The sequence below is a fragment of the Geobacillus stearothermophilus ATCC 12980 genome, assembly GCF_030369615.1.
GTDB classification, from domain to species: Bacteria; Bacillota; Bacilli; order Bacillales; family Anoxybacillaceae; genus Geobacillus; species Geobacillus stearothermophilus.
In genome coordinates this window covers 2,596,258-2,620,189 of the sequence record NZ_CP128494.1, presented here as the reverse complement: position 1 = coordinate 2,620,189, position 23,932 = coordinate 2,596,258, and the positions used below count along the sequence as shown (strand labels likewise).

The window sequence follows — 23,932 nt, the reverse complement described above, 5'->3', positions numbered from 1 at the left end:
GGCTGTGAAGAGGGAGCAGACAGTGTGGAAAAAAGATGCGCCTCGGTATCGATGGAAACGCAAAGCTGCCCGCTGGGCGGCCGCAGCCGTTTTCGCCATCGGAGCGGCAACAGCAGGTTGGAACGGCTATTGGTACATCGTTGGCTGGAAAGCAGCGAATCAAGAGGCGGTCCGCTTGCCTGCCTTGGACTCGTCTCCATCATCGGCGGCCGAAGCCGCCCACGCGTCCCGCCGTCCGGTTGAACAAGCCGCTGCTCCGCTGGGGGCGCATCTTGGCGAGCTGGTCATTCCGAAGCTCGGGGTGGCGATCCCGGTATACGAAGGCGTCCGCGAGCAAGAGCTGCGCCGCGGCGCCGGCCATTACCCGGCCAGCGCTTGGCCGGGGGGAAAGGGGCATGTTGTGCTGTCAGGGCATCGCGACACGGTGTTTCGCCGCCTTGGGGAACTAGGGATCGGTGATGCCCTCGTCATCCGGGCGGCGGACACAGCTGTTCATTATCGCATCGTCCGCATCCGCATCGTCGATGACGATGATCGGACCGTTCTCGTCAACAAGGCACGTCCGACGTTGACGGTGACGACGTGCTATCCGTTCCGTCTCATCGGCCGCGCCCCGAAGCGCTACATCGTCACCGCCCGCCCGGTTCAGACCGTTTCGCTGGAACGCGTTCACAATGAATGGTAAGCTGTCCATGCCAATGGACATGGACAGCATTCGCTTTGGCGAGGGATGCGTCAGTGAATGAAAGCTGTCGCGCGTCAATGGCGCGTATCGGCGACCTGCCCACACTGTCCGGTTTCGTTTGTGCATGTCGATTTCGCTGCCCACGTTTGATGGCCGTCCGATCTCGATGGATATACAAAAAGGCTAGAGAGTCGCGCTCTCTAGCCTTTTATTATGTCCGTCCGTCCCTCGCTCTCACGCCTTGCCGCTCATCCATTTGCTGGCGGAATTCTTTGAGCAGCGCCTCGCCTTGCAACCCTTTCTCAACAAGGCCGGCCAATACCATTTCAGCCAAATGAGTCCGCCGCGGGATCATCAACCCTTCCATCAGCACGCTAATATGGCCGTTCATTTTCGTGATAGAACGGACGGCAACAAGCATGTTCGCCGGATCGTTGCCCGGGTTGGTGATCGTCACTTGCAGCTGAAACTCAGTCCGCTCCTTCAATCCGGCAAATACCGGTTCGTATTCATCATCCAAATACGCCTCGACGAGCCAGCGGTTTTGCCCGTCTTCCTTATTGATGATCAGGCCGTCAATAAACGGAATGTCCCGGCGGTGCATCCCCTCGTCAATCACCGAGAGCCCGACAAGCTTGAACGTTTTCATGGTCGCCCACCTCATCACGATTGTCTATTCATGATTATACCATAGCCAACGAAGGGAAGAAAAACAGGATGATGCGCCTGTCTCCGCCAAAGCCATCCACATATTTTGCTGCGAAATGCCAAAAACGCCATTTTGCTGCGCTATTGCTGGCGCATTGTCCGCATTTGACGAGGATTGTACTTATAGATTGCGCAGAAAAATGCAAAAATCGCAGTTTTACGGCAAAAAACGCGATCGTTTATCATAAGGATGCGGTGGATGGAAAGGAGGGATGCGCCGGCGTATGGTCAATCAAGTGGTGCTTGTCGGGCGGTTGACGAAAGACCCGGAGCTCCGTTACACAGCCGAAGGAGCAGCCGTGACGACCGTCACCTTGGCGGTGGCGAGAAATTTTCGAAACGCGGAAGGAGGGATTGATGCCGATTTCGTTCCATGCGTCTTATGGCGGAAAACAGCGGAACATACCGCCAATTATTGCCGAAAAGGATCGATGGTGGCGGTGACGGGGAGAATCCAAACGCGCCGCTACGATAAAAAAGACGGTCAACGCGTCTATGTCACCGAAGTCGTCGCGGAGTCCGTCCAATTTCTCCACTCCGGAAAGAAACCAGAATGGCCGGAGCACGTCTAAACGGATTCGCGACTTCCGTAAAGGGCCACTGAATCCGTTCCCTTTCTCCCGTTTTGATGATTTGTTTCCCCATTCATTCCTTTCTTAACGAATCCCCAAGAGAAAGAACGTGTCCTCGCAAGACTCCCCAACGATGGCGCTAGCAGCCGATGTTAGCGCTTTTTTTGTCGAAGGGCGGGAGTCAGCCGAGGGCTTCGGCGCACTCTTTAATGATCGTGATCAGCATCGTTTCGACATGTTTTCGTTTTTTCTCCGGCAATTTCGCCAACGTGTACACCGCGTCGCTGATCTCGCGGTTTCGCAGCACATAATCGACGACAGCGAGCGTCTTTTCACCCATTTCCGTTTCCCCATACAGCCGCTTCACTTCCCGCAGCACTTCCCGCTGTCCGAGTTCGCTGCCGAGTAAAAAATCAGCGCTGACGTTAAACAAATGGCATAGCTTTTCGAGCGATTGAATGTCAGGAAGCAGGCTGCCGTTTTCCCATTTGCTGATTTGCGAGCGGGACACGTTCAGCTGCTCGGCCAGCTGTTCCTGTGTCCAGCGCCGTTGTTTTCGCAGTTGTTTGAGCGTCTCCCCCAAGTTTGTCATCGTTCGTCACCACGCTTTTCATCATTACTATTTAAAGATAGAAAAGCGTGGAGCCAATGATTGTTCCTTTTTCGCCCATTTCTCTCTTTGTTTCTAAATCAGAACGGATTTGTCCGTGATTTCGTCGTTCGGCCTCTTTTTTTGCCCAGGAAGGACATAGTACAATTAGTTAAAAATGGGAAATTATGAACCAAAAAGAGGGGGTCAAGGTGAACATCTATCTTGCCGATTTTGTCATTTGTGAACGAAACGGGGAGAAGCACGCCCAAAAAATGTACCATATCTATATTAAGGAAATGAAAAATCCGTTTTCCGTGCGGCTGAAAACGATCGCCCCGGCCAGTTTCACTGATTCGCTGCGCTCGCTGAAAAACGAAGGTGGACGGATGCGTTTTGCATCGGAAGGCGAGGCGCTGTTCCGCACGATCACCTGCTCAAAGGAAGCCCAGCTCTATTTTGTATTTAAATGCACGAGCCAGCTTTACATGTTTATCGTCAAGCTCGATCTTCGCCAAAAAAAGTTTACCGTCGCCCTTTATGAATGGAACGAACCGAGGCAAAAATACATCCCGATCCGCGCAGATGAATGGCTGGAGATGGAAAAACAGCTCATTTATGAAGTGCTGCAGTCGATTTACCTTGTCGATGACCGGCATGTATCGCACTTGTTCGCCAATCTGTCGCGTCCGAAACGGGGAACACCCCATTCCGGTTCATGATCTTCTTTCTTCTCCCAATGGAAAAAAGCATTTCCTTTCATGGCTTTCATACGATATACTGAAAATATAGAACATTGCCGCGCCTCATCTTGAACATCCACTCAGGACAAGACGACAACAAACGGAAGGGGCGGCGAAGGGAGAGGACGCATCCGTGAAACCGAATCACGCCTTCTTTGCCGCTGCCATGGTTTCGTCCTTTTTTCTTGCCCCGGATGACAGCCAGGCGGCGGAATGGAAAAAAGGCATGAGTTCCCCTGAAATCAAACAGCTCCAGCAGCGCTTGAAAGAAAAAGGCTTTTTCACGTATCCGCAAGCGACCGGCTACTTTGGCGCCATCACCGAAAAAGCGGTCAAGGCGTTCCAACGGGCGATGAACTTGCCGGCGACCGGCATCGTCGATGACGCCACCTACGCGAAGCTGAAAAAGCCTGCGTCAAACGACACGCTCGCCATCGGTTCCCGCGGTGCGGCCGTCAGTGATTTGCAACGCCGGCTGAAACAGCTCGGCTATTTTCGCTATCCGCAAATCACCGGCTACTATGGCGCGGTGACGGCCGATGCCGTGAAGCAGTTTCAACGGGCGAACGGGCTTCCCGCCACCGGGCGGGCGGACCGGGCGACGCTTGAGCGGCTGAAGCAAAAAGCAACAAGTCAGCCGGCCACGTTATCTGACGCGCTGACGATCGGTTCGCGCGGCGACGACGTCCGCAAGCTGCAGCAGCAGCTTAAACAACTCGGCTACTTTACCTATTCGGACATCACCGGCTACTATGGGGTGCTGACCGCCGACGCCATCCGCCGCTTTCAACGCGACAACGGCCTGCCAGTGACCGGCGCGGTCGACAACCAAACCGTTGCCCGCCTCGCGAGCGCAGTAAAAGCGAAAACGACCTCCCCTGCACCGATCGAGCGCGAGCGCCTGGCGGTTCGCCTCTCAATCGGCGCGCTCGGCGACGACGTCAAGCGCATTCAGACGAAGCTCAAAGAGCTCGGCTACTTCTGGACGGACATCACCGGCTACTATGGAACCGCCACCGCCGATGCCGTCCGTCGTTTCCAACAAGCGGCCCAACTCCCCGCAACCGGCATTGTTGACGGCGAAACATACGAGCGCCTGATCGGACAAGCCCCTGCGGCGAAGCTGGACGTCATCGAACTCGTCGCCGATGCGGCTGAGCTGCTCGGAACCCCATACGTTTGGGGCGGCGATGCGCCGGAAGAGGGATTTGACTGCAGCGGCTTCATTTTCTACCTGTTCCAGCAACAAGGCGTCCCCATCCCGCGCACCGTCGCCTTGATGTGGAATGCAGGCGCATCGGTTTCCGCCCCGGAAGTCGGCGACATCGTCTTTTTCGCCACGACCACCAACGGCCCATCGCACGCCGGCATCTATATCGGCAACGGCCAGTTCATCCATAGCGGCGCTTCGACCGGCGTGACGACGAGCCGCCTCGACCAACCGTATTGGAAACAGCGGTACTTGGGGGCGAAGCGGTTCTTTTAGCATGCTGGAACGACAACGATGACCAAAATGAGGAGGAAAACGAAGATGAAACATGCATCCCAAATGGCAGCCGCCATCTGCCTCGCCGCCGCCATCGCCCTCGGAGGAAATGGACAAACAGTTGACGCCGCCGTCCAATGGGGGCAAGTCCAATGGAAACAAGGCATGATCGGCAAAGTCGTCATTTTGCGCGACACGCCTCTATACCGCCTGAACGGAGCGGCATGGCAGACCGCCATGACGGCGAAACAAGGGCGCGAGTATCGCGTCTACAGCCAAAAACGGGCAGGCGGCGCCGTCTATTACAGCCTCGGCGGCGGACTGTATGCCAAACAAGGGGCCGCCATCCAATACGTGCCGTTCACAAAAGACGAACTTCTCGCCCTTGTCGCCCGCTCATTGAAAGGGCAATACATTCTTCAGGCAGGAAATGAATCCGTTCCGTTCGTCATTGAGCGGCAAAAAGGAAATCGTCTGTTCGGCTGGTACTTATACGGCCAAAATATGTCATTGCCGCTTGAAGGCCGCATCGACGGCGCAACGGTGACGCTCTCCATTTTCTTCAACGACAACGCCGAAGCGATCGCCGACTCGATCTCTTACTTAAAAGCGTACAACGTGCCGAAGGAAGAGATCGAAAAAATCGCCGAACAGCTCGCCAACAGCGGCGATTACGCAATGCAGCTGCAATTTTCCATCACGAACAGTCCGGAACAATTCGCAGGACAGTTCCGCTTTCTCGATTTGTACTTGAATGACCGCTATGACGTCGTCAAAATGACGCTTGGCCAACCGATGGACGTCACGGTGAAGAAAAACGATTGATGTTTTTGCACAAAATGTTTGCCAACCAAAACCATCAAACTGCCAAAATATTGTTCTAAATTTCTGTTACAGGCATATTCATATCAATGTCGCCATCGATGGAAATAATTTCAATGGCATATTCTCTAAAAAATTTGTATTTAGGGCTAGAATTTAGAAAAAAAATGTATTATTATAGAAGACGTAGAACATTAAGGAATGATGTGAAAGTGCTAGCACTGAATGATAGCCTTGCTAATAAGTCTATCATCTGGACACACAGGATGATCTTGGTTCATGTTAGCACCTTTTAGGCAATGAATCTACTAAACGGCAGCCGTTTAGGATCATTGTCTTAAAGTTTCATAAAAACGAAGGGGGATTTTAGGCTTTATGGACAAAAAGAAAGCAGTCAAACTCGCCACAGCCAGCGCTGTAGCAGCGAGCGCTTTCGTCGCAGCCAACCCGCATGCTTCCCAAGCAGCAACGGACGTGGCGACGGTCGTCAGCCAAGCGAAAGCGCAAATGAAAGAAGCATACTATACGTACAGCCATACGGTAACGGAAACGGGCCAATTCCCGGACATTAAAGGTAACTATTCAGCCACATCATAAAGTGAGCTGAATATTTTCTTCTTTCCTTGTCTATGATGTGAATATTGATAGACAAGGAGGTGAATCGCATGTTGACGGTACAACAAGCTGTATTTACAGTTGAGAGCTTAATCGGCAAAGTTCAACAACAAAAACAGCTCATTCATCAACTCATTCAAGAAAATGAACATTTGCGTCACGAAAACAAACAGCTACGCAAAGAAAATGAACAACTGAAGTACCGTGTTCAAGAGCTGGAAGCACGCACGAAAAAAAACAGCTCCAATAGCCATTTGCCCCCATCTTCTGACCGTTTTGAGAAAAAGCGTTCCTCCCGCGAGCCGTCTGGCAAAAAGCCTGGTGGGCAAGAGGGACATGAGGGGAAGACGCTCCGTCAAGTGGAACATCCACATCATCGTGTCGTCCACCGTGTGCATACGTGTCAAGGATGTGGAGCTTCTTTGCGTGAAGTCAAACCGTTCAAAGTCGATATCCGTCAAGTGTTTGATGTCCCTCCTGTGGCGATCGAGGTGACACAACATGAACGTGAAGTGAAATCGTGTCCACATTGTCGATGCGTGCAACAAGCCGAATTCCCATCCCATGTCACGAATCATGTGCAATACGGTCCACGGCTCACGGCGCTCGTTGTTTATTTACATCATATCCAATTGATCCCGTACAAGCGTTTAAGTGATACAATCGAAGCGTTATATCAACACTCGATTAGTACAGGAACCCTTGCCAATATGGTGAAACGAGGACGCGAAGCGCTGGAATCAAATATGGACATCATCGAAGACGCCTTACTTGAATCCAACATCCTGCATGTCGATGAAACGAGTTTGCGCATCAATGGGAAACTCGCATGGGTGCATGTCGCGTGTACATCGAGATATACATACTTGGCTCCTCACGCTTCTCGTGGAAAAAAAGCGACCGATGAGATCGGGATTCTTCCCCGATATGAAGGGACGATGATGCACGATGCGTTCGGTACGTATCCGAAATACACACATGCCACCCATGCCCTTTGTCATGCCCACCATTTGCGTGAGTTAAAAGGATTCATCGAACAGGGGCATACGTGGGCGATGCGCATGACCACGTTTCTGTTAGCCGCCAAGCAAGCCGTCGAAGCCCATCACGGTGCACTTTCCGAAGAAGAAGCGAGACGGTGGGAACGAGTGTATGATCGCATCCTAGAAAGAGCACAACACCGATTAGAAACGATGACGCCTCTTCCGAAAAAAGCACTCGCTTTTGTTCGACGCCTTCAAAAACGAAAGGAAGAAGCGCTGCGTTTCTTACGTGAAGTACATGTTCCCTTTGACAACAACCAAGCCGAACGCGATCTTCGCATGGTTAAAGTCAAAGAGAACATTTCGGGTACATTTCGCGAAGAAACATTCGCGCAGTCGTTTTGCATCGCAAGAAGCATCGTTTCCACACTGACGAAACACGAAAAAAACGTGTGGGATTCGTTATGTCTTCTGTTGGCAGGCGAAACGATCGATCGAGTTCTTTCCGCTACCTAGGGCATTTTCTATGACCGAAATGCCCTATTTGTGCTGGGCTTTTTTATACACTAGCACTGGGGTGAATAGTTACCATTAAAGATGTATATGCCGCCTACAACAAAGCAAAACAAGCGTATGCAAACGCGGTTGCTGTCGTGAACAAAGCCGGCGGCGCGAAAAAAGACGCGTATTTGGCTGATTTGCAAGCTATATACGAAACGTATGTATTCAAAGCCAACCCGAAATCGGGCGAAGCGCGCGTGGCTACGTACATCGACGCTTACAACTATGCGACAAAATTAGACAAAATGCGCCAAGAACTCAAAGCAGCCGTCGATGCGAAAGATCTGAAAAAAGCAGAAGAGCTCTACCACAAAATTTCGTACGAGCTCAAAACGCGCACGGTCATTCTCGACCGCGTCTACGGCCAATCGACGCGCGAACTCCTCCGTTCGACGTTCAAAGCCGATGCTCAAGCATTGCGCGACAGATTGATCTACGACATCACCGTTGCCATGAAAGCGCGTGAAGCGCAAGACGCTGTCAAAGCCGGCAACTTGGACAAAGCGAAAGCCGCGCTTGACCAAGTCAACCAATACGTATCGAAAGTAACCGATGCGTTCAAAGCCGAACTGCAAAAAGCAGCACAAGACGCCAAGGCGGCGTATGAAGCAGCATTGACGCCGAAGGTTGAGAGTGTAAGTGCGATTGACTCTACAAGCTTCAAAGTTACATTTACTAAGCCTGTAGACAAAGCAACAGCAATTCCTAAAAACTTCTCTATTACTTTAAAAGGTACTGAAACTAAACTTTATCCTAAGTCTGTTGAAGTATCTGAGAGTGGATTAACTGCTACTGTAACTCTTTATGATACATTAGTAGACGGTAAAACTTACACTGTTGTAACATCTGGTTTAAAAGATACAGCTGGTAAAGAATTTGAAACTAGCACAAACGAATTCACTTACAACAAGCCAGTACCAGCTTCTATTACATTCAACTTCAATAAGTTACCTGAAGATAGTGCAGTTGATTTGACTAAATACGTAACTGTTAAGGATGCTGCTGGTAACGTAATTAAATCTGGCTTCGAGTTAGAATTCACTTCAAGTGAAAAATTAACTCAAGGTAAATTCATCAATACTACTGGTAAGAAGTCAGTTATTGTTAACGCTACTGTAAAAGGCACAAATGTTACAACTGGTAACGTAATCCTTGCAGTTGAGGATGAAAAAGCTGCAGAAGTTAGTGAATTAAAATTAACTAAGGACAACAAAGAGGTTGTAACTCTTTACGCAAATGGTAACGCATTTGATAAAGATGGTAACCAAATCTCTAGCGGTACTTTAACATTAACAGCTAAGTTCAAAGACCAATATGGTAATGAATTAACTGGAAAAGTAGCTGGAACTGACTATACATTTGAATCTCTAAATCCTGAAGTGTTAGTAGTTGCTCCTGATGGTAGCGTAACTCCAATCGTTCCAGGTACTGCACTGGTTAAGGTTAAATATGGTGAGGTTACTAAGACAATCCCTGTGACTGTTAAAGCTAACCCAGTATTAGAAACAATTGCAGTCGACAGCACAGGTGTATCCGTTGCTAAAGGTCAAAAAGCTACATTCAAAGTAACATTAAAAGACCAATACGGTAACAAATTCACTGGTAATGTAAACGTAACTTCTGACAAAACTGAAACAGCTACAGTTTCTGTATCTAACTCTGGCATTGGTCAAAGTGAGTACACTGTAACTGTGAACGGTGTTGCTGAAGGTTCTACTACTATCACAATTAAGAGTGGTACTAAAGAAGTTAAAGTACCTGTAAATGTAGTTGCTGGCGGACCAGTAGCTAACTACCAAATTAAAGTTCTTGACGATGGTAAAATCGACAAGAGCGCAACTGAAAGTCCAGCTAACAACGATGTTCAATTAAAAGTTTATGCTGTAGATGCTAACGGAAATATTGTTGGCGACATCACTAACGATGTAACTATTACAAGTGAAGCAACTGATACAAATGGTGTAATCGTTAATGCAAGTAAATCTACTGCAAATGGTGATACTGTATACGTAATCACTGACAACGGTAGCAAAAAAGTAGGTAAAGAAACTTTAACAGTTAAGCTTGGAACTGTCACTCTAGGTACTGTAGATGTTGAAGTCATCGATACTACATTAAAAGCTACTGTAGTAACTAAGAAAGCAGACCTTATTGAGCTTGATGCTGCTGATAATGGTGATGCTTTAGCTAAGTTACTAGCTAACTTAGATATCAAAGACCAAAACGGTAATCCAATGGTTGACTCTGCTGCAACTCCTAACACTAATGAAAAATTACAAGCTCTTAAATCTGTATTAAGCGGCATCGTAAGCAGCGACACATCTGTAATTGGTTCTGTATCTAATGTTGATAACTTAAAAGATGATGCTAGCATTTCTGGATTAGCTGTTAAGAAAGCAGGTACAGTAACATTAACACTAGTGTTTAATGAAGATTCTAAGATTGCTCCAATCGCAATCACAGTTAAAGCTCCTGCTGCAACTCAAGATGGTGTGACTGTAACTGGTCTAGACTTAGTGCCAGGTGTAACTGGTGTAGGTAAAACTAAATTTACTGCAACAGATAAAATCAAATCTGGTCACAAATTATATTATGCTGTAGACGATTCAGCAGTACCTGCGCCAGCTGTTGGAACTACACGTAATTCAACTAAATTTGCAAATGAAATCACTGTAGGTACAACAGAAGTTGCTGCAAATGCTGGCCAAATTATTACTGTTATTGAAGTAGATAGCAGTGATAGAGTTGTTGGCTACAAAACATTTACAGTTGAAGCAGCTGATTTAAGTGTTGCAGCTGATAAAACAGGTTTCACTGCAACAGTTACTCCAACTGGTGGTAACCAAGTTACTACTGGTAAAACACTGTTAGCAGTTTCTGATTTAGCAAATGGTCATAAATTATATGCAGCAGCGGCTGGTTCAAGTGCAGCAGCAGCTCCAGTAAAAGGTATTGCATATACTGATACTACTGTACGAACAACTTATGGTACTGAAGTAACTAGTGGTACAGTAGAGGTTGATGCGCAAGACGGACAACATATCTCAATTATTGAAGTTGATGAAAACGGTAAAGTTGTAGGTTATAAAGACTATACTATTACAGGTATTCAAATTGGTACAAAATCAGCATCGTAATGGATGATTTCCTGATAAACCTAGAAGATTGTCGAAAAGCTCTGCGGAGAGAAATCTCTGCGGGGCTTTTCTTTTTTTTAATCTGTACCAAACATAATTTCAAATATATATTATGATTGTGAACCTACAGTCACAAAGCCTCAATTCCTTTCAGGGAATTGAGGCTATTTTTGTTTTAGGAGGGAAAAGGATGAGCAAGTATCAAACCATCAACTGCCAGCAGCTAGGGGTGCTAGAAAGAGAGGTGCCAGCCAAACAGCCAGCGAAGCGCGTCAACATTGTCAGCCTGAAGCTGGTTCGGGAGTCTAGCGTGCTGTACAAGGAGCGTCAAATCAAATCTCCGGAAGATGCGTACAAGCTGCTGAAGCCGTTTCTTGTGGAAGCCGACCGTGAGAAGTTTGTCGTTGTCTGCTTGGACACGAAAAACCAGCCGACTGCCATCAACGTTTGCCATGTCGGAAGCCTGAACGCTAGTATCGTGCATCCGAGGGAGGTGATGAAGGCTGCCATTCTCTCCAACTCGGCTTCCATCATCGTAGCCCATAATCATCCCAGCGGTCATTGCGAGCCGTCGAGGGAGGACATTGAGGTAACGAAACGGTTAGTAGAGGCGGGAAGGGTGATTGGCATCGATGTGCTAGACCATTTGATTGTTTGCCCTGAACGATATTTGTCGCTGAAAGAAAAAGGATATATTTGAGAGGAGACGAGAAGATGTTGCACATGAATTGGTTTGTAAGGACAATGAAGAGAACGTTCAACGTAGCAGTCAACATTGACGAGGTGGGCTATGAAGCGTACGAATTCTATCACGAAGAGCTGGACAACTATCTTGTGCCTGAAGAGCATCTGAAAAAGCTGCCGAATCCGCTGCTTTTTGAGACTCTAGCGTATGTCGATGGGAACGGAAACGAGTGGATAGCGGGATTTGTAAGAGATGAGGAAACGGGGGAGAAATTGTACGAGGTGTGGATAAAGAATGGGGAGCCAATTGCTTACGAAATATATGTCTAAGATTGGCGGATGTTCGTACGAGAATATCACGGCTAGACCAAATGAAAGGGGAAGGGAAAATGGCAAAATACCATCGCATCATCATTGACGGAGTGCCGTACTACCGGGAATACAGCTACGGATTGGACGGCTACGGGGAGATGCTTAGTGAGGACGAGCTCGTTCAGCTGTTGCTGGAGGAGGTGGTGAACGAGGAGATTGAGATTAGTCAAAGGGAAATCGAAGCCGCTCTGCGCCGGATTGCAGACCGTGACGACCGGAACCTATTGCAGAGCTATATCCGCTACTTGGAACGAATCAGCCGGGAATGAGACCGACTCACGACATTTCTTCCGGAAATCTCACGACAAAACTAAAGGGATTCCAACCATGTATGGCAGATTCGATGAGCGACAAGGAATCTCTATGATTCCAGCATCAAAAAACTCCCGACATTATTATATAACTGTCGTGAGCAGGAAGGAGAGAGCGAACCGTGAAACCATATCACTGGTAGAGGGCTATTGATGTATAAGCACGTACATCAATAGCCTTTTTGCATTTTAGGAGCATTCCCGTTAGGAGCTTTTCCGGGGACTTGATCAAAAAAAGCCCTCTTGGTATGATGCAGGGGTGTCAACCACATCACTCACCATACCAAGGAGGACTTCAGATGAATTGTACACAAAACTATAAAATTGATCAAGTTACGGAACAAACGCTTGTCGTGGGCATCGATATCGCGAAACGAACCCACTACGCCTGCTTCGTGGATGACCGGGGGCGCGTGCTTCGCAAGTCGTTCCCGATCTTCCAGTCGAAAGAGGGGTTTCAGCAGCTGTATAAAGCGATTCAGGAGGCGATGCAAGCGTTTGGGAAGTCAGAGGTGATCGTCGCGGTGGAGCCGACCGGGCACTACTGGTTGAACCTGGCCTACTTCCTCGAGGAGCACGGGATCCCGTTGGTCATGGTCAACCCGGCGCATGTGTGCCGGTCGAAAGAACTCGATGACAACCTGCCGACGAAACACGACGCCAAAGACGCCCTGGTCATTGCCAGACTGGCAAAAGACGGACGATTCCTCGTTCCCCGGCTGCTGCACGAGATCGAAGCCGATTTGCGCGTGGGAAGCACGCTCAAAGAGAAGCTCCGCAAGGAACAGACGGCGGTGAAAAACGCGATCGTCCGCTGGACGGATCGGTATTTTCCAGAGTTTTGGACCGTGTTTCGTGACTTGGGGAAAACGGCGCTTTCGGTGTTGGAGTGGACGCCGCTTCCGGCTGATATGGCCGGTCGGACCGCCGAGGAGCTCATCGAGGTGTACCGGCAAAGCAAAGGGATGAAATGCCCGCAGAAGGCCAAAATTCAGGCGTTGATCAACACCGCGAAGGACTCGATTGGGGTGACGGAAGGGACAGCGATGGCCCGGTTTGAGATCGCCGCGCTCGTCCGCCGATACCGCCAATTGGAGGCGGAGATCGCTGCACTGGACGCCGAGTTGAAGGCATTGGTTCAAACGACGATGGAGTACCAATGGTTGAAAACGGTCGACGGGTTGGGAGACGCCACGATCATCGATCTGTTGGCGGAGATCGGCAGCTTCGCCCATTATCGGGACCCGCGCCAATTGGTGAAGTTGGCGGGCCTGACGCTCAAGGAGAACTCCTCCGGCCAGCGCAAAGGGCAAAAGCACATCTCCAAACGGGGACGGAAACGGTTGCGCTCGGTGCTGTTTCGGGCGATGATTCCGCTGATTCGGCATAACGAGGCGTTTCGCGAGCTGCATGAGTATTATACGACCCGATCCGTCAATCCGCTGACCGGAAAGCAGTCCATCGTCGCCTTGTGCCGGAAGCTGTTGAATGTGCTGTTTGCGATTTGTACGAAGAAACAAGCGTTTGACGCGGAGCGAATGAAACAGGACGTCTTGTCCCAAGTGCAACGGGCGGCCTAAGGCCTCCCCCTGCGAACGGAAGAATCGTTGGACAACGAGATGACACCGGAGAAGCTGGCGTGATTTCATCCATTCGACCTTGAGTCCCTAAAGGAGCTTGGCCGGCCTCCGCCTGATGACGAGACCGAACGAGGGAATGTTGGCGCGAAGACGCCCGGAGACATGGGAGGGTTCGTCCTCATCAGCGACGCGGAGATCCAAAGGGTGCATCGAATATGCTTCCCCCCCACGGCAGGAAAATATCCCCAGCCGTGGCCGCGAAGCGCACCCTAGGTCTGTAAGATATCCACAAAACTGAAAAAGGATGTAAGGGATTTTGTCGAAAAATATTTTTTGGACACCCCTGAGGGGCCGAAAAGCCTTGATACATCAACATTTCTAGAGGGAGGAATTGGTAATGTTGAAGAAAGGATGGCCGATTTTGGTGGCGTCGATGCTCGTCTCCTCTCCGGCATGGGCGGCCGCCAAACCTGCGGGCAAAGCGCATGAGCGCGAAACGATGGTGAAGAAAGTGGAAGTCGTCGTCAAGAAGAAGACGGAACAAAAGGAAACAGAGGCGAAGAAAAAACAGGAATCGTCCAAGCAACAAAAATGGCTTGCGCAAAAGTTGGCGCAGTTACATAAAAAAGTAGGCCAAATTGAAGAGCGGCTAGACAAAGTGACCGCTCGCATTCAAGCATTGAGCGAAGCGGAATCGGCAACGGACACGCAAACGACGCCTGCTGATTCGTTGCCAACGGGCGAGCCGTCTGCTTCTCAACCGACAGAAGTCACAGCGGCAACTGACGCTCCGAGTGGACAAGCCATAGCGGCCAATGACGCTGCCGCTCCAGCTTCCAGCGGGCAAACGGTAACGGAGGCGCCGTCTCCGAATTCTCCACAACCTGTTGGTGAAGACCAAGAGGAACTCGATGAAGAAAAACAAGAGCAAATTGATGGCCTCATCGGCCAGCTCATCGCGCTGTCCAACCAGCTGCGGGCGGTGACGAATGAAATTCGCGCCCTTGAAAAGAAAGTCGGCGCCAACAACGCAGACATTCAGAAGGTAAAAGAAAAAGTCAAGGCGTTGAACGACCAAGTGCAAGCGAACAAAAAGGCGTTGCTTCAGTTGCTGTAGAAATCAAGGGAGAAGGCGTCCCAAACGTTGGGGCGCCTTTTTGCATTAACGGAAGGACGTCCTTATTCCCGTTTTTAAGGAAAAAATGAATTTAATCAAGAACTTTTGCATGATTTTTGACATAAACTAATCATATATTCCGCTTTTTGAGGAAAAATACATGGAAAATCAATTGTTCTCAGTTTATAATTGATTGTAGAAGCAAGGTCAAAAGTTTGATGAAAACTCCACACGGATCATCCCATTGAGCATCGCAGGGATGTTCAAGGTTGGATTCGTCATTTTAGATATACGAGAGGTGAAGTGTATGGTAAATACAAACAAAATTGTAGGTCAGAACGTCAAAAAATATATAGAAGGGAAAGGCATTAAACATTCATGGGTGATGGAACGCACTGGTATTAAGAAGACAGCTTATTATAATTTCTTAAAAGGCGAAGGAAATGTGGAGGAGTATGTTGCAAAGATCAATAAGCTGTTCCGCATTAACGATCCGTTCTTTTTTTACAAGGCAGATATGGAATTCAAAGAAAAAACGTTTGGCCGCAGCCGATCTGATTCATTTATGAATTATGTGGCCCTTTCGTTTCACGGTGCAGAGGACGAAGAATTCAAAAAGGGCATGCATCTTTTCAGCGAATTTGTTGAACTGATCGATGTGTTAAAATCAGTGACAAATTCCGAACATCCAAGGGGGTAGTCCATTGATTGCAAAAGACAATCTTGAAATGATTCTAGAGCATAACAAAACACATTTGCCGAAAATGAAAAGGGCAATGGACCGTATTTACTCCCTCGGAGATCCTCTTGCTCATGTAAAGCCGCTTGATTTTATAAAAACTTATCTTTACGAGCATGCAAATGTATTGCAGTTTCCGATTCAACATGCTGACTATGGTGGGCTTGTGTATTACTATAACGGTGATTATTATGTCCATATTAATACCGCACAGCCGAGAATATATGAAAATTTCATGTGGGCGCATGAGTTTTATCATTTCTTTTTTGATAAGGAGAAAATTAAGAACCCTGACCAAAATTTTATCATGATTGATCATATTTATGATGAAAAAGAGCGGCTTCCTAATCTCTTCGCTGCCGAATTTTTAATTAATGATTTTGTGTTGGAAAGAAGTTTTCGATTTTTGGAGACCGCTCACATGAAACAATCTCTCCCCCAAAAAATTATGCGATTAATCAGTGTCTTCCAGATCCCGTACAAAGCGTTAGTTGTGAAACTTGCTCAAAACGAATTGATCACGATTAACGAAGCAAAAGATGCATTGGACTATGATTATAGAAATCGTATTCCCCATGATATAGACAAATCATTGTTCGAGCCTAGTTATACGATAAACATCAGCGGGTTTGATGAATTATATGAAAAGGCAAAAGGATTGATGTATGAGGAGGATCTTCAATCGATTAAAAAATTTTATGATAAGCTATATGAACAAGTGTTGGCGTCAGTGCATGATCAAAGGGGGACGAAAGGATGAAGGTCCTCGATTCCCCTGTTTTAGAATCCGTTCGCCCGTTTATTTCAGATAATACGGTCCAACTGTACCAGTCACTAAATGAACATCAAGCATTTTATATGTTAGATAATATGATCTTAACGAAATTCAGAAAACAAATATCAAATTTGCCGCTTTTGCTGCAGGCGTTTCATCAGTCCCCGGTTTTTCTTATTCCTGATGTAGTGTTAGAAGAGTCTTTTAGGAATATACCCACAAAGGAACGGTATAATAATTATTACTTTGAGCTTTTCAAACAATTATCGGCGAAGAAACAGCTATACATTATATCGATGGAAACCATTTATCAATTATTAGAAAAAGGAATGACGAAAAAGCAATACATATTTGATGCGATGAAACAAGTAGCTTTGGAAGCTTTCAGAGTAAATAGAGATATTATTCATAACCTGGAACGATGTGAATTATCCTCCATTTCGGATCTTCCGAAATTGAGACAAATCATTTTACATAACGGAAATAATGCAGGAGAGCGCTTTATTTGTTTTTTCTCATTATTGCTTGTTCATCAGTACTACGGTCCTGCCTATATATGTAGTGATGACGGCAAAGGTGTATATACGATGTATAATACTTTTGTAAATAACGAAAGTTTATTTGGAATATTAGGTATCGATGATTTTTTAGGATTTAAACAGCAATACATCCTGCTGTCTTATGACCGTATTCTACAATTATCCATTCAAAATACGAAATTAAGCTCCGAAGAAATCTATGCTTTTGTGCACAGCAGCGGTCGAAACGAGTCGAGGAAGGTCATTTATTCGTTAGATGGACAGTCATTCCATACAGAAATTAAAAATGCCAATTTGGCAAAATGGATTGAAGAAGGAAAAATAGAGATTTCCTTTTAACGGAGGGGCATCCGTTGCTTCTCAAAAGTTGCGAAAGCTCGATAGAGGCAGAGAGCCGCAAGGAAGATCCGTTGTCAACTACCCCCACTTAGCTAACGCTTGAAGCGGGGGCTTGCAACTCCCTAGAAGTGCGAACGGACTTCGTCCTCCTTCCTTGACTTGGGGTTGCATCAGGGGCAGGTTGACGACTACCCAACGACATAGGTCATGCCTATATCGCTACCGAGTGGCTCGGCATGTCTGTAGGCAGTACTTGACTTCCACGCACAACAGACGGATGTACGCTCGATGTTTTACGGTTGCAACGTTTCCTGCAACCAACTCCCTACATCGAGTAACGGGGATTGGAGTGCCTTGATTCAACGGTTTTCTCCACATTCTTATTCTATCATATACAAAAGAAAGGAGGAAGGGCGATTCCTCCCCGACTTTCGCTCTCGCTTAGAAGTCGGGGTCTCCTCGCCAAAGATGATGAAGGCCTTCCGGTGCTGTCGGCCGGCGCTCCGTTCAAAGCCGGCGGACGCGGCGGGGCGAGCTATTACACGGATATTCCGGCAGGGGAAATCGTCATTAAAAACGTCGCCGATTTGTACTTGTATCCGAACACGGTGTATGCGCTGAAAATTACGGGAGCCGAGTTGAAAGAATGGCTTGAGTGGTCGGCGGGGCAATTCAACCAAATCGACCCGAACAAGACAGGCATTCAGCCGCTTATCAACAACGACTTCCCGACGTACAACTTCGACATTATTGATGGCGTGACGTACGAGATCGATGTCACCGAGCCGGCGAAATACGACAAAAACCAAAATGTGATCAATCCGAACGCGAATCGGATTAAAAACTTGAAATTCGAAGGCAAGCCAGTGACGCCGAACATGGAATTTATCGTCGCAACGAACAACTATCGGGCGACGACAAACCGGATCATCAATCCGGACGGGAAAAACACGATTTTGGCCGCGCCGGATGAAAACCGGCAAGTGATCATCGATTACATTCGGGAAAACGGAACGATCAACCCGTCAGCGGATGGCAACTGGCGGTTTGCGCCAGTGAAAGGGAAAGCGCCGGTGACCGTCACGTTTGAATCGTCGCCGGAAGCGCAAAAATACTTGCCGCAAGACGGCAGCATCCGCTATGTCACCGCCTTGCCGAGCGGATTTGCCCAATATGAATTTGCCTTGCCGCTTTGGAAGGAAGAAAAGCCCAACCCGCCAAAGCAGCCGGAGAAGCCAACCACTCCTCCAGGCCAAGTGAAAAAAGTGTACTGGGATGGCGTGGAGTTGAAAAAAGGGCAAATCGGCCGCTTGACGGTGCAAAAGCCAATCAATCTATGGAAACGGACGAAGGATGGGCGCCTTGTGTTCGTCCGCATCTTAAAGCCTGGGGAAGTATACCGCGTCTACGGGTATGACGCGCGCTTCGGCGGGCAGTACGCGGTCGGCGGCGGGTATTACGTGACCGACATCGACACGCACATTCGCTACGAAACGCCGTCAAAGGAGAAGTTGAAGTTGGTGAATGGGGAGTAAGCAAGAAAGCGAGGCTGTCCGAATGAATGGGGCAGCCTCGCTTTTTGCATGCTTATCATTCCGAATTGAGAAGACCCCACTTCTACGCGTGAGCATAAGTGGGGGATGAATCGCTGTCTTCGTAAGATCGCTGAACCGTGGGATGCACGGGGATGGCTTGGTTCATAGCCTGCCGCGGGGGTTCCCAAGAATCTCCCGCCTCTAAGTGCAAGCATAGGGGGAGAGCGTTCAAGTTAGTTGGTAATGAATGAAGGTGTTATGATGCTCACAGTTCAAATCATTTGACGGAGTAATAGTCAGTGGCAGTGACGTCGCTGTTAAAGTGTAGCCATAGACATTGCGGTTGACCAAGGACAGTTTGGAACACAGTCAGTATGGTATGGAGCCTCCATAGGCATTATTTTGCTTGAATGGCGATATATGAGGCAACCAGCCGATCATGTCTCTCCCTCCATATTAACACGATGTCTTTCCGGGAGTGGAGTGGATCACGTTTTCATGAGCGAAATGGTTCAGTATTATATGTGAAAATAACGGTAGGAATTTTACTTATTGTCGGCATATAATAATAAGTGAATGCATTAAGGTGAAAAAAAGAGGGATATTGTGAATAATGGAGAATAAGTATATGAAATGTTTGCAATGAATGATAAATGCCGACTTTTAGGTGAAAAGAGTGGTGATCATGAATGAATAAAGAAGTAAGCAAAATCATAAAAGATATTTTTGTGCGTCAAAAAGGATTTGCGAAGACAGAAGACTTAACCAGAAAAGGAGTGAGCAAATATTATATTCGAAAGTTCGAGCAAAATGGAGACATCATTAGGATAAAACGTGGGCTGTACCGTTATGCTGCATTTGAAAATGATCAAAATGAAGAAGTGGTTGAAGTATCAAAAGTGATCCCGAATGGTGTTCTTTGTCTTTTGTCGGCATTGTCTTTTTATGAGTTAACAACTTATAACCCGTGGGAGTACCAAATTGCTATTGAAAGAAAATCAAGGAAACCCAGTTTGCCCGATTATCCGCCAATTAAAATTTTCTATTTTTCAAAAAAACAGTTTGAATATGGAATTGAAGAAGTGGAAATAGGCGGCCATAAAATAAGCATTTATAATCGTGAAAAAACGATTTGCGACATTATTCGATACAGAGAAAAAATAGGAATCGATTTAATGAAAGAAGGTTTGCGAAATTATTTACAAAGTCCTGAAAAAAACATAAATAAACTGGTGGAATGTGCTGAGAAAATGCGCATCAAGACGGTTTTATTAAAATACTTAGAGGTGCTTTTATAATGGGAAATATTAAAAATATACCTGCTTCAGTTGGAGAAAGACTAAAGAATATTGCTAAACAAAGCGGAAAAACCTTTGATTTCATTTTATTGTTGTATTTTCAAGAAAGGTTGCTATATCGACTTTCCATTTCTCATTATCGGGATCAATTTGTTCTAAAAGGCGGTCTCTTTTTATTTTCCTTAACACAATTTAAATCTAGGCCAACCAAAGATATTGACTTTTTAGCCAGACAAATTTCGAATGATATTCAATATATCAAAACTGCGTTTGAGTCCATTTGTGCGTTAGCCACTGAAGAAGATGGAGTCGAATTTGATGTAAAGGGCATTACGGCTGAACGAATTAAAGAGGGTGCTGATTATGAAGGGATTCGTATTAAAATTCCGGCAGCACTTGGCAAAATAAAAAAGCAATTGCAACTGGATATTGGATTTGGTGATGTCGTGATCCCAAAACCACAAGAGATGCAGTATCCTACTTTATTAAATATGAAGCCCCCGGAGATTCGAGTCTACTCAACTTATTCAGTAATAGCTGAAAAGTTTGAGGCGATGATCTCACTATCTGTTGTCAACAGTAGAATGAAGGATTTTTATGATGTTTTCACGCTTTTATCAACCGAGAATTTTGATGGACGTGTTTTATGGGAAGCCATATTTGAAACCTTTCAAAGACGTCGAACGAATTTAGAAAAAGAACATCCTGTGTTTTCATCTTCTTTTGCAGAAGATGAGAGCCGAAACAAACAGTGGAAGGCATTTTTGCAAAGAACGGGTATAAAAGAAGATCTACAGTTTCCCTTCGTCATGGAGAAAATTCGAGATTTTCTTTTTCCTGTATATGACTCAATTTTAAAAGAAAATGAATATTGGAAAATGTGGAATAGCCGGACTCTTAAATGGGAGTAACGAAGAAGACAACAGCTCAAAAATTAGAAAAGCATAGGGTAGACGAAATGAATGGAGCAGTAATATCTGAGAGCCTGACAAAAATTAGACAAGAAAAACTGGCTGACGGCGATCAACGTGTACCGCTTTTTTTCAGCGGTACGACGAATTCATTCGCGACCAGGTCATTGGGATTGGCTGGCCGCTGATTGGCAATTTGGACGGCATAAGCAAAGATGAACGGAAAGAGCGATTGCGCAACGTGTACCATTATTCGGGGGCGAAGCTTGGCAACGCTCTTGGCGCAATCTGGGCGTTTGTCCATACGATGGAACAAGGGGATATCGTGTTGGTTCGCAATGGAGCATGGCTCAGCATTGGGATCATTAGCCCCTATCGCTATGTGAAACATCTCGACAATGATATCGATGGGTTTTGCCATCAACGATCGGTTGAGTGGAAGGTCATGAATGAAAACGTTCGGTTGTATCATGAGAACGTGCATGAAACATTGCGGCACCCGGGAGTTGTGACAAAAAGCAAATATACTGTACACGAATTTCAACTAGGGATTTAATGGTAACCCAGGAATGTTTGAGACATATATGAAATGGTTCAAAGGTCGAAAATCGTCATTTCGTCTCACTTCCTCGCGAAGAAAATCACGGTACAATCATCAAACGGTGCAAAAGCCAATCAATCTATGGAAACGGACGAAGGATGGGCGCCTTGTGTTCGTCCGCATCTTACAGCCTGGGGAAGTGTACCGCGTCTACGGGTATGATGCGCGCTTCGGTGGGCAGTACGCGGTCGGCGGCGGGTATTACGTAACAGACATTGACACGCACATCCGCTATGAAACGCCGTCAAAGGAGAAGTTGAAGCAAGCAAATGGATGGTAACATCAAACACGGCCTTGTGCCGCCATTCATGGCGGGCAAGGCCGTGTTTTTTGTCTCAATGATAGAGCGGAATATCTTTACAACGCGATCGCAGGCATCAAGGCCATGCCACCAACCGTGGTTCGGTCCAACGGACGAATTCATCAGTCCACGGTCGGGTTGTGATCGACCAAGCGATAGTAGAGACGGTCGTTTTTCTAGGAACCCAAACCGAAACCGAACCGCCATTGACTTTGAATTCCCCCCATCCATCACTGTTGATGGTGACGGTGTCACTCCGGTTGCCGGTAAGGTCATAGAACACTTTTCCGGCGTGTTGTTTGCCAACGTACATCCATTTGCTTCCTCCCGGCCCATCGGTGATCAATGCGGCCAGTCCGGATCCTGGTTTTTCAGTGACCCCTTCCCTTGTCCACCCGATGATGTCGGAGTGATCAAGATAATCATGTTGCGTTCCGTAAGCATAATCCCTGCGCGCGATGAGGAGCGGATCGATTTTGCTTTTCAGCGAAGGAATGTTATATTGTGGAATGCCATAATAGTCACCATAAAAGACGCACGGGTATCCTTCCTGCCGAGTTAGAATAAAGGCGTAAGCCAACGGTTTGAACCATGGGTCGACCCATGACTGCAGCGCTTGGCCGGGTTCGGTGTCATGATTATCAACGAAGGTGACGGCCAATGTTGGTTGATCTTTCATGAGAGTATTGGTCATTAACGTGCGCATATCAAATGTGCCCCCTGATTTGGAAGCGGTATAAAATTTGTTGTGTAACGGGGCATCAAACAAAGACATCGTTCCGTTTGTTTTCATAATGTAATTGTGCAACTTGTTGATGTCATAGCTCCAATATTCCCCAACGGTAAATAGCGGCTTGCCAGTCTGAGAACGCACATACGACAACCAATCAGGAAAAAAACTGAACTTAATATGCTTGACGGCATCAAGCCGGAACCCATCAATGTTCGTTGTGTTGACATACCATTTCCCCCAGCTTTTCAGCTCAGTCACGACTTCGGGATGATCCATATCAAGGTCGGCATACATTAAGTAGTCATAGTTTCCGTTTTCCGTGTCTACTTCCCAATCCCACGCTTTGCCGATGCCGCGGAATTTGTAAATGCGGCTCAATTTTCGGCTTTCGTCCCAATCAACGCCATCAAAATGGTACCAGCGCCACTTAAAGCTGGAGTAGGTGTTGCCCCGCCCGGGAAAATCAAATTTCGTCCATGCTTGGATTTGATAGGTGCCCGAGATTTCTTGGTTGCGGTCGGACGGATTGACTTCGACGGCGTCCACCCATTCCGTGCCGTCGGCGCCGCCTTTATGGTCGAACACGACATCGGCGTACACTTGCATTCCAGCGGCGTGGGCGGCTTGAATGGCTTGAAGATATTGAGCTTTTGTTCCGTATTTTGTGCGGACGGCCCCTTTTTGATTGAATTCACCGAGGTCATACAAGTCGTATACTCCGTACCCTACGTCGCTGCGGCTTGTTCCTTTATAAGCGGGCGGCAGCCAAAGAGCGGTGATGCCAAGGCTGGATAAGTTGTTGGCTTCATTGGCCACTTTGGTCCATAACGTGCCATCATCCGGCAAGTACCATTCAAAATACTGCATCATGGTGCCGTTAAACGGTGCGGCAGCCTTGGCGGGCTGTCCGGTTGGGCAGAACAGCAAGGCAGTGAGCAAAAACGCGAGCAGGAACATCCATCCTTTTCGAATGATGCGGTGAAACGTTAGCACAATGCCCTTCCCCCTTAATCAAATGTTACATTCGACGGTTTGGATTCCAAAAAATGAAGGGAAATGATTGCATAAAAAGAGTAAACAGGAAGCAAAACCTCGAACGGTTACGTCTATTATAATTTTTATTTGTGATCGTTTTCAATATCGAATTTAAACGATTTTGAGTTAGGAGTGAATCGAAAATAAAAAAACAGAGGGGA

At 47.2% G+C, this 23,932-nt stretch carries 22 protein-coding genes and 2 pseudogenes; 21 read left to right on the top strand and 3 right to left on the bottom strand.

The features are described from left to right. Positions 1 to 22 precede the first annotated feature (22 nt). Positions 23 to 685, top strand: coding sequence for a class D sortase, LPxTATN-specific (locus tag QSJ10_RS14225; protein ID WP_049625969.1), 663 nt, complete (start codon positions 23 to 25; stop codon positions 683 to 685). Between the two features lie 211 nt (positions 686 to 896). Here the strand turns inward: QSJ10_RS14225 and QSJ10_RS14220 are convergent, their stop codons facing one another. Next, a complete protein-coding gene (locus QSJ10_RS14220) occupies positions 897 to 1,334 on the bottom strand; it encodes a YwpF-like family protein (RefSeq protein ID WP_033013755.1) in 438 nt (145 codons plus the stop codon). A 271-nt stretch (positions 1,335 to 1,605) separates the two neighbouring features. On the opposite strand from QSJ10_RS14220, the gene ssb reads away from it, so the two are divergent. Further along, a complete protein-coding gene (gene ssb / locus QSJ10_RS14215) occupies positions 1,606 to 1,965 on the top strand; it encodes a single-stranded DNA-binding protein (RefSeq protein WP_183084012.1) in 360 nt (119 codons plus the stop codon). Between the two features lie 181 nt (positions 1,966 to 2,146). Here ssb and QSJ10_RS14210 read toward each other — a convergent pair whose 3' ends face one another. Then, positions 2,147 to 2,557, bottom strand: a complete 411-nt coding sequence (locus QSJ10_RS14210; protein WP_049624694.1) for a helix-turn-helix domain-containing protein — start codon at positions 2,555 to 2,557, stop codon at positions 2,147 to 2,149. A gap of 209 nt (positions 2,558 to 2,766) precedes the next feature. Between QSJ10_RS14210 and QSJ10_RS14205 the strand changes: the two genes are divergently transcribed. The 19 genes and pseudogenes from QSJ10_RS14205 to QSJ10_RS14115 all read left to right on the top strand — a co-directional run. Further along, the gene (locus tag QSJ10_RS14205; protein ID WP_033013768.1) at positions 2,767 to 3,276 is read left to right on the top strand and encodes a hypothetical protein; all 510 of its coding nucleotides are present in this window, start codon (positions 2,767 to 2,769) and stop codon (positions 3,274 to 3,276) included. Positions 3,277 to 3,430: 154 nt separating this feature from the next. Next, a complete protein-coding gene (locus QSJ10_RS14200; RefSeq protein ID WP_053532858.1) occupies positions 3,431 to 4,783 on the top strand; it encodes a C40 family peptidase in 1,353 nt (450 codons plus the stop codon). Between the two features lie 45 nt (positions 4,784 to 4,828). Then, entirely contained in the window at positions 4,829 to 5,608 is a 780-nt protein-coding gene (locus QSJ10_RS14195) for a hypothetical protein (protein ID WP_053532859.1), read from the top strand. 372 nt (positions 5,609 to 5,980) lie between these two features. After that, complete coding sequence (locus tag QSJ10_RS14190) at positions 5,981 to 6,202, top strand: hypothetical protein (protein WP_289493440.1); 222 nt, start codon at positions 5,981 to 5,983, stop codon at positions 6,200 to 6,202. A 68-nt stretch (positions 6,203 to 6,270) separates the two neighbouring features. Next, positions 6,271 to 7,719: an IS66-like element ISBst12 family transposase gene (locus QSJ10_RS14185; RefSeq protein ID WP_076611637.1), complete on the top strand. Its 1,449-nt coding sequence runs from the start codon at positions 6,271 to 6,273 to the stop codon at positions 7,717 to 7,719. A 137-nt stretch (positions 7,720 to 7,856) separates the two neighbouring features. Further along, complete coding sequence (locus QSJ10_RS14180; RefSeq protein WP_434543310.1) at positions 7,857 to 10,901, top strand: Ig-like domain-containing protein; 3,045 nt, start codon at positions 7,857 to 7,859, stop codon at positions 10,899 to 10,901. Positions 10,902 to 11,091: 190 nt separating this feature from the next. After that, positions 11,092 to 11,601, top strand: coding sequence for a JAB domain-containing protein (locus tag QSJ10_RS14175; RefSeq protein WP_053532810.1), 510 nt, complete (start codon positions 11,092 to 11,094; stop codon positions 11,599 to 11,601). A gap of 23 nt (positions 11,602 to 11,624) precedes the next feature. Next, positions 11,625 to 11,915, top strand: coding sequence for a hypothetical protein (locus QSJ10_RS14170; protein WP_230847161.1), 291 nt, complete (start codon positions 11,625 to 11,627; stop codon positions 11,913 to 11,915). 59 nt (positions 11,916 to 11,974) lie between these two features. Beyond that, positions 11,975 to 12,226 (top strand): hypothetical protein, encoded by a 252-nt coding sequence (locus QSJ10_RS14165; protein ID WP_053532812.1) that lies wholly within the window; start codon positions 11,975 to 11,977, stop codon positions 12,224 to 12,226. Positions 12,227 to 12,567: 341 nt separating this feature from the next. Next, entirely contained in the window at positions 12,568 to 13,848 is a 1,281-nt protein-coding gene (locus QSJ10_RS14160; RefSeq protein WP_033013870.1) for an IS110 family RNA-guided transposase, read from the top strand. A 397-nt stretch (positions 13,849 to 14,245) separates the two neighbouring features. Further along, positions 14,246 to 14,965, top strand: coding sequence for a hypothetical protein (locus tag QSJ10_RS14155; protein WP_053532781.1), 720 nt, complete (start codon positions 14,246 to 14,248; stop codon positions 14,963 to 14,965). A gap of 307 nt (positions 14,966 to 15,272) precedes the next feature. Beyond that, positions 15,273 to 15,665: a hypothetical protein gene (locus QSJ10_RS14150; RefSeq protein ID WP_053532782.1), complete on the top strand. Its 393-nt coding sequence runs from the start codon at positions 15,273 to 15,275 to the stop codon at positions 15,663 to 15,665. Positions 15,666 to 15,669: 4 nt separating this feature from the next. Further along, entirely contained in the window at positions 15,670 to 16,464 is a 795-nt protein-coding gene (locus QSJ10_RS14145; protein ID WP_011232654.1) for an ImmA/IrrE family metallo-endopeptidase, read from the top strand. Beyond that, positions 16,461 to 17,357 carry a hypothetical protein gene (locus QSJ10_RS14140; RefSeq protein WP_053532783.1) on the top strand — a complete coding sequence of 299 codons (897 nt, stop codon included), beginning with the start codon at positions 16,461 to 16,463 and terminating at the stop codon, positions 17,355 to 17,357. Before QSJ10_RS14145 ends, QSJ10_RS14140 begins: the two co-directional genes overlap by 4 nt. Before the next feature lie 473 nt (positions 17,358 to 17,830). Next, positions 17,831 to 18,892 (top strand): annotated as a pseudogene (locus tag QSJ10_RS14135) (5'-nucleotidase C-terminal domain-containing protein); the annotation flags it as partial. A 689-nt stretch (positions 18,893 to 19,581) separates the two neighbouring features. Then, entirely contained in the window at positions 19,582 to 20,190 is a 609-nt protein-coding gene (locus QSJ10_RS14130) for a type IV toxin-antitoxin system AbiEi family antitoxin domain-containing protein (protein ID WP_033014861.1), read from the top strand. Beyond that, positions 20,190 to 21,101, top strand: coding sequence for a nucleotidyl transferase AbiEii/AbiGii toxin family protein (locus tag QSJ10_RS14125; RefSeq protein WP_014196821.1), 912 nt, complete (start codon positions 20,190 to 20,192; stop codon positions 21,099 to 21,101). The genes QSJ10_RS14130 and QSJ10_RS14125 overlap by 1 nt, the downstream gene beginning before the upstream one ends. A 196-nt stretch (positions 21,102 to 21,297) precedes the next feature. Beyond that, a complete protein-coding gene (locus tag QSJ10_RS14120) occupies positions 21,298 to 21,657 on the top strand; it encodes a DUF8426 domain-containing protein (RefSeq protein WP_014196820.1) in 360 nt (119 codons plus the stop codon). A 100-nt stretch (positions 21,658 to 21,757) separates the two neighbouring features. Beyond that, positions 21,758 to 21,982 (top strand): annotated as a pseudogene (locus QSJ10_RS14115) (hypothetical protein); the annotation flags it as partial. A gap of 97 nt (positions 21,983 to 22,079) precedes the next feature. Here the strand turns inward: QSJ10_RS14115 and amyS are convergent. Then, positions 22,080 to 23,693 (bottom strand): alpha-amylase, encoded by a 1,614-nt coding sequence (amyS, locus tag QSJ10_RS14110; protein WP_033014961.1) that lies wholly within the window; start codon positions 23,691 to 23,693, stop codon positions 22,080 to 22,082. Positions 23,694 to 23,932: the final 239 nt, after the last annotated feature.

Bases quoted from the DNA above. Each gene is read 5' to 3' on its own strand.
- QSJ10_RS14220 (WP_033013755.1), bottom strand. From the start codon at position 1,334: ATGAAAACGTTCAAGCTTGTCGGGCTCTCGGTGATTGACGAGGGGATG.
- ssb (WP_183084012.1), top strand. From the start codon at position 1,606: ATGCGCCGGCGTATGGTCAATCAAGTGGTGCTTGTCGGGCGGTTGACG.
- QSJ10_RS14210 (WP_049624694.1), bottom strand. From the start codon at position 2,557: ATGACAAACTTGGGGGAGACGCTCAAACAACTGCGAAAACAACGGCGC.
- QSJ10_RS14195 (WP_053532859.1), top strand. From the start codon at position 4,829: ATGAAACATGCATCCCAAATGGCAGCCGCCATCTGCCTCGCCGCCGCC.
- QSJ10_RS14190 (WP_289493440.1), top strand. From the start codon at position 5,981: ATGGACAAAAAGAAAGCAGTCAAACTCGCCACAGCCAGCGCTGTAGCA.
- QSJ10_RS14185 (WP_076611637.1), top strand. From the start codon at position 6,271: ATGTTGACGGTACAACAAGCTGTATTTACAGTTGAGAGCTTAATCGGC.
- QSJ10_RS14175 (WP_053532810.1), top strand. From the start codon at position 11,092: ATGAGCAAGTATCAAACCATCAACTGCCAGCAGCTAGGGGTGCTAGAA.
- QSJ10_RS14170 (WP_230847161.1), top strand. From the start codon at position 11,625: ATGAATTGGTTTGTAAGGACAATGAAGAGAACGTTCAACGTAGCAGTC.
- QSJ10_RS14165 (WP_053532812.1), top strand. From the start codon at position 11,975: ATGGCAAAATACCATCGCATCATCATTGACGGAGTGCCGTACTACCGG.
- QSJ10_RS14160 (WP_033013870.1), top strand. From the start codon at position 12,568: ATGAATTGTACACAAAACTATAAAATTGATCAAGTTACGGAACAAACG.
- QSJ10_RS14155 (WP_053532781.1), top strand. From the start codon at position 14,246: ATGTTGAAGAAAGGATGGCCGATTTTGGTGGCGTCGATGCTCGTCTCC.
- QSJ10_RS14150 (WP_053532782.1), top strand. From the start codon at position 15,273: ATGGTAAATACAAACAAAATTGTAGGTCAGAACGTCAAAAAATATATA.
- QSJ10_RS14140 (WP_053532783.1), top strand. From the start codon at position 16,461: ATGAAGGTCCTCGATTCCCCTGTTTTAGAATCCGTTCGCCCGTTTATT.
- QSJ10_RS14130 (WP_033014861.1), top strand. From the start codon at position 19,582: ATGAATAAAGAAGTAAGCAAAATCATAAAAGATATTTTTGTGCGTCAA.
- QSJ10_RS14125 (WP_014196821.1), top strand. From the start codon at position 20,190: ATGGGAAATATTAAAAATATACCTGCTTCAGTTGGAGAAAGACTAAAG.
- amyS (WP_033014961.1), bottom strand. From the start codon at position 23,693: ATGTTCCTGCTCGCGTTTTTGCTCACTGCCTTGCTGTTCTGCCCAACC.